The sequence below is a fragment of the uncultured Caballeronia sp. genome (assembly GCF_964243625.1).
GTDB lineage: Bacteria > Pseudomonadota > Gammaproteobacteria > Burkholderiales > Burkholderiaceae > Caballeronia.
In genome coordinates this window covers 1-4,398 of record NZ_CAXTGZ010000509.1, presented here as the reverse complement: position 1 = coordinate 4,398, position 4,398 = coordinate 1, and the positions used below count along the sequence as shown (strand labels likewise).

Sequence of the window (4,398 nt, the reverse complement as noted above, 5' to 3'; positions counted from 1 at the left end):
CGGCGCGATCCTGAAGGCCGAGGTCGCGGATCTGCTCGTGTTCGTGCGCACATATGGGCTGACCGCGCTCGATGTGCTCGGCATGGCTGCGGGGGCGTTCTTGGCGTATCGATGGGTGCGACGCCTGCAGTTTCGCCGATGGCTCGCGAAGTACCGGATATCGCCCGAGCAGCTCGATGAAATGATGCGCTCCGATGCGCCGCCCGTCATTTTCGATGCCCGGCCGGAAGAGATCCGGCGCAAGGAGGCGCACAGGATCAAGGGCGCGTTGCCGCTGGATCTGCAGGCATCGGGGAAAATCGATGAGATGTTTCGCGAGCGCGAGGTGGTGGTCTATTGCGTGTGTCCGAACGAGGCGACGGCCAAGCAGATCGTGCGGCAGTTAAAGGCGAAGGGGTTCTCGAATGTACGGCCGCTGAAGGGCGGGCTGGATGCCTGGGAGAAGAAGGGGTTTCCGGTCGAGGCGATTCCTTTGGGCGGTGGGCGTGGTGCTGATGTTGAGGATGCTTCGTTCGATGATCAGGACTCGATGGGCGATATGGTTACCGTTCGGGCTACGGCGCCGGAGTGAGGGTTTGGTGGTTTGTTGGTTTGCTAATTGGAGTTGCATCGGATGACGCTGTTGGATGGGGTGAATCCCTCGCAACTTTTTGGCTTGCCCATGCCCGATGTGGCAACGCTCGACCACGGCGTGCAAGTGCCCTTTGTACAGACCGGGCACGAGCACCAGGAAGTCATGCTGTTTATTCACGGCTCGCTTTGCGACTTTCGATACTGGAAGCCGCAGTTGGGGCCGCTTGGCAGGCAGTATCGATGTGTCGCGCCGAGTCTTTCGCATTACTGGCCTTCCGGGAGGGCAGGGGCGCTTGGGGTGGCGGGGGATTCACGGCCGTTTAGCTGGGATGCCCATGTTGATGAGATGGGGCAGTTTATCGAGCGGCTTGGGGTGGGAGCGGTGAATGTTGTCGGGCATTCGAGGGGTGGGTGTGTGGCGTTTCATCTCGCCGTCCGGTATCCGGAGATGGTGAAGTCGCTGGTGCTGGCTGATCCCGGTGGGGCGGTGGCTCGGGCTGGTGATGATGCTAGGGCGAGGACGGTGCTGCCCGCGCCTGTTAATGCGCTGAGGGCCAAAGCAGCGGAGTTGATTGCTGCGGGTGAGGTCGATGCGGGATTGGAGTTGTTTGTCGATTCAGTGAGCCGGCCCGGGTTCTGGGCGCGGAGTCCGAAAGAGTTTCGGGCCATGGCGATGGATAACGCCGATACCTTGGCGCTTCAATTTCGCGATCCTTTGCCCTCCTACAATGCAAGCGCTGCGGCGAGGGTGCGATGCCCTACGCTGCTTATCGAAGGGGAGAAGAGTCCGAAGATGTTTCGGGATGCGGTGGGAGCGTTGGAAAGGTGGATCGATGGGGCAAGGCGGGTGACGATTGAAGGGGCGTCGCATGGGATGAATGTTACGCATGCGGGGGTGTTTAATCGGGCAGTGAGTGAAATGGGCCGTGCTCTTTACTGAGCGACAGCCATTACTAAAAGTGCTGTCCAGCTCCGACGCTCAAAGAGCGTCGTCAAATTCAAAGCAGATCAGCAAGATCTTGACGGACAAGAGTTTCCTCGATTGAGGGATGACCATCCCTGAAGCGTCCGATTATAAGACGCGTAAGGGAGTGCGGAAAGGCGCTCTCTGTGAACAGGATCGTCACTTTTAAGTAAGAAGGACTTCTTGTATTGCTCGATCTTAATCTTTGCCGTTACCTCCTTGCCCGCCGGAGCAACGTGTTCGCTTGATGCGCCGATATGAGCCCTGATAATCGGGGCAGCAATTTCGATTTCACTTAGATGCGTCTGGTCGCGCATAACCTGCAATATTGATGTGCATGCAGGGTTCACCGCTGCGACCCAATTTGAATCGCGTCGATTCGATTCATATTCGGTTGAGTTCAGGCCGAAAAGATCGGTTGGTAACCTTATGCCTCCTGATTCTGGAACCAGGAAAAAACAACGCTTATGTCCCAGTCGCCCGATAAAAAGCCCAAGCTCGAAGAGGACATTGTCTCGTACCACCTGATGTTGCTCGGATCTCATTATAAAGTGTCGTCCGGGCTAAATACGAAAATACCGAACTGCGAATCGTCTAGTTCGTCAATTAGACTATTCAACGCGAAAGAAGATGGTTGAAAAACACCACTCTTCCAAACGGTGCACTCTGCATCCCGAGTTAGATTTGTATGGATTGCATTAGCAATCGGGATCCCTTCTCGGGAAGAACCTATAAATACCCTTGGCTTCATCAGTCCTCCTAGGGTTCAACATGAGTGCATCGCAAATTCAGCGACGGGCATGATCGTATAACGCTGTGCTGAGGTTTGACGTCAAGTCGCAAATTTTTACTTTTGGTGACGTTAAGAGAATTGACGCACGACTAAAAATTTCGCGATTGGTGCGTCGCATTGACGCATATTTGTTACGGTGGGCTGATAGAAACAATCGAAAAAGATGACTTTGCCAAATGCGGTAACCGCGACAAAAGATCGTGGATGTTCAACGCAAAAAAGGCTTTGCGGAGTTATCCGCAAAGCCTTTTTCTTACAACTTGGTGGCGAATCAGGGATTCGAACCCCGGACCTGCGGATTATGATTCCGTCGCTCTAACCGGCTGAGCTAATTCGCCAAGAGATCGAGATTATGAAGAGGGTTGCAAAACCTGTCAACCCCTTCCAAGCTGATTCCTATCGACAAGTGGGTTAGGCGGCAGCAGTGCTATCCGCCGCCGCCGGACGATCAATCCGAGTCATAAACCGCCGTCCCCCGGGTCTCCTTCACAAACAGCATCCCGATCACGAACGCGGCCACGGCAATCACAATCGGGTACCACAGTCCCGAAAAGATATTCCCCTTCGCCGCCACGATAGCAAACGCCGTAGCCGGCAGAAACCCGCCGAACCAGCCATTGCCAATGTGATACGGCAGCGACATCGACGTGTACCGGATCCGCGCCGGGAACATCTCCACGAGCATCGCGGCAATCGGCCCATACACCATCGTCACGTAGATCATCATGATGGTCAGGATCACGATAGCCATCGGCCAGTTGATCAGCGCCGGATCAGCCTTCGCCGGATATCCCGCCGACTTCAGCGTGCCCGCAAGCGTCTTGTCGAACGCGGCGCCTTGGACCTTCGCATCGGCGGCCTTGCCGTCATACGTGTTCACCACCGTGTCGCCCACCTTGATCTGCGCGACCGTCCCGGCCGGCGCAGCCACGTTCTCGTAGTTCAATCCGGCCTTCGACAACGCACTCTTGGCAATATCGCAGGAGCTCGTGAACTTCGATGTACCCACCGGGTTGAACTGGAACGAACACTCGTCGGGATTGGCAATGACGGTGATCGGCGACTTGATGGTCGCGGCTTCGAGCGTCGGGTTCGTGTAGTGAGCGAGCGCGTGGAAGAGCGGGAAGTACGTCAGCGCGGCAATCAGGCAGCCAGCCATGATGATCGGCTTGCGGCCAATCTTGTCGGACAGCGACCCGAAGAACAGGAAGAACGGCGTGCCGATCAACAACGCCACCGCCACCATGATGTTGGCGCTGGTGCCATCGACTTTCAGCGTCTGCGTCAGGAAAAACAGCGTGTAGAACTGGCCCGTGTACCAGACCACGGCTTGTCCCATCGTCAGGCCGAAGAGCGCGAGCAGCACGATCTTCAGGTTCTTCCATTGACCAAATGCTTCCGTTAGCGGCGCCTTCGAGGTCTTGCCTTCGGCCTTGATGCGCTCGAAAACCGGCGATTCGTGCAACTTCATGCGAATCCAGACGGAGACGGCGAGCAGCAGTATCGACACCAGGAACGGAACCCGCCAACCCCACGCACCGAAGGTGTCTTCGCCAACGGCGCTGCGCACCACGAGGATCACGATCAGCGAGATGAACAGGCCGAGCGTGGCCGTGGTCTGAATCCACGCCGTCCACGCGCCGCGCTTGTTGGAGGGCGCATGTTCCGCAACGTAAGTCGCCGCGCCACCGTATTCGCCGCCGAGCGCGAGGCCTTGCAGCAGCCGCATCGCGATGAACAGCACGGGCGCAGCTATACCTATGGTCCCGTATCCGGGCAGCAAGCCGACCACGAACGTCGACAAACCCATGATCACGATGGTCACGAGGAACGTGTACTTGCGCCCGACCATGTCGCCGAGACGGCCGAACACGATCGCACCGAACGGACGCACGGCAAAACCCGCTGCGAAGCCGAGCAATGTGAAGATGAAGGCGGCTGTCGGGTTCACGCCCGAGAAGAAGGTCCTGCTGATATAGATGGCGAGCGAGCCCGCCAGATAGAAGTCGTACCACTCGAACACCGTGCCCAGCGATGACGCGAAAATCACGCGCCGTTCTTCGCTTGT

5 protein-coding genes and 1 tRNA gene are annotated in these 4,398 nt (G+C 57.1%); 2 read left to right on the top strand and 4 right to left on the bottom strand.

Annotation, left to right across the window (positions count from 1 at the left end; genetic code table 11):
* Together ACFFAR_RS25880 and ACFFAR_RS25875 are read left to right on the top strand one after the other, a co-directional pair.
* Positions 1-571 (top strand): thiosulfate sulfurtransferase GlpE (locus tag ACFFAR_RS25880; protein ID WP_375508708.1); only part of this gene is annotated, 571 nt, incomplete at its 5' end.
* A gap of 90 nt (positions 572-661) precedes the next feature.
* A complete protein-coding gene (locus ACFFAR_RS25875; protein WP_375508709.1) occupies positions 662-1,513 on the top strand; it encodes an alpha/beta fold hydrolase in 852 nt (283 codons plus the stop codon).
* Positions 1,514-1,581: 68 nt separating this feature from the next.
* On the opposite strand, the gene ACFFAR_RS25870 is transcribed toward ACFFAR_RS25875, so the two are convergent.
* The 4 genes from ACFFAR_RS25870 to ACFFAR_RS25855 form a co-directional block, all read right to left on the bottom strand.
* Positions 1,582-2,082 carry a TIR domain-containing protein gene (locus tag ACFFAR_RS25870; RefSeq protein WP_375508707.1) on the bottom strand — a complete coding sequence of 167 codons (501 nt, stop codon included), beginning with the start codon at positions 2,080-2,082 and terminating at the stop codon, positions 1,582-1,584.
* Positions 2,082-2,288 carry a TIR domain-containing protein gene (locus tag ACFFAR_RS25865; RefSeq protein ID WP_375508706.1) on the bottom strand — a complete coding sequence of 69 codons (207 nt, stop codon included), beginning with the start codon at positions 2,286-2,288 and terminating at the stop codon, positions 2,082-2,084. Before ACFFAR_RS25865 ends, ACFFAR_RS25870 begins: the two co-directional genes overlap by 1 nt.
* 303 nt (positions 2,289-2,591) lie before the next feature.
* Positions 2,592-2,668: transfer RNA gene (locus ACFFAR_RS25860), tRNA-Met, on the bottom strand.
* A gap of 110 nt (positions 2,669-2,778) precedes the next feature.
* On the bottom strand, positions 2,779-4,398 hold a 1,620-nt coding region (locus ACFFAR_RS25855), incomplete at its 5' end, for an MFS transporter (protein ID WP_375508705.1).

Excerpts from the sequence above, each read along its gene's own strand:
- ACFFAR_RS25875 (WP_375508709.1), top strand. The coding sequence starts at position 662 with ATGCCCGATGTGGCAACGCTCGACCACGGCGTGCAAGTGCCCTTTGTA.
- ACFFAR_RS25870 (WP_375508707.1), bottom strand. The coding sequence starts at position 2,082 with ATGAGATCCGAGCAACATCAGGTGGTACGAGACAATGTCCTCTTCGAG.
- ACFFAR_RS25865 (WP_375508706.1), bottom strand. The coding sequence starts at position 2,288 with ATGAAGCCAAGGGTATTTATAGGTTCTTCCCGAGAAGGGATCCCGATT.